The organism is Pseudomonas sp. UBA6699, from assembly GCF_002454615.1.
Taxonomy (GTDB): Bacteria; Pseudomonadota; Gammaproteobacteria; order Pseudomonadales; family Pseudomonadaceae; genus Aquipseudomonas; species Aquipseudomonas juntendi.
In genome coordinates this window covers 722-1,277 of the sequence record NZ_DKJF01000068.1, presented here as the reverse complement: position 1 = coordinate 1,277, position 556 = coordinate 722, and the positions used below count along the sequence as shown (strand labels likewise).

Below are 556 nucleotides of genomic sequence, written 5' to 3'. Positions count from 1 at the left end.
ATCCACCAGAGACACTAAGTAAATCAACAAGCAAATCCATAGGGATATACGCTTGACAGACTTAGATCACCAGGTAGATTATGTAGCTAGTCCAGCAAGGAGAACCGCCATGAAAATCGCCAGTTTCGATGTCGATGCGCAGAACGGCTTCACCGGCAACGCGCCGCAGGAACTCCCGGTTCCCGAAGGCCATGAGATTGCGGTTGACCTCAACACCATGGCCCTGCGCGCCGACCTGCGCCTGGGCAGCAAAGATGCCCACCCGGCCAATGCCGCCTGGGTTGTCGCCGACCCGGCGCACATGCTGCAGCCCCTGCGAATGGCCAACGCCGACCTGACCTGGGTCAGCCACTGCGTCCCCGGCACCCCAGGGTTCGAGCTGCTGCCTGGCCTGCCGGCGCCCATCGATTACGACTACTTCGTGTGGAAGGGTGTCGAACCCGACCTGCACCCCTACGGCGCCTGCTATCACGACCTCGCCGAACGCCGTTCCACAGGGGTCATCGAATACCTCAAGGTGCAGCAGGTCGGCGCGGTGATCGTCGGCGGCCTGGCC

1 protein-coding gene is annotated in these 556 nt (G+C 61.9%); it reads left to right on the top strand.

The annotated features are described in order from the left end of the window. Positions 1-109 precede the first annotated feature (109 nt). Positions 110-556, top strand: a 447-nt coding sequence (locus B3361_RS13125; protein ID WP_286920241.1) for an isochorismatase family protein, incomplete at its 3' end; no start/stop codon positions are given.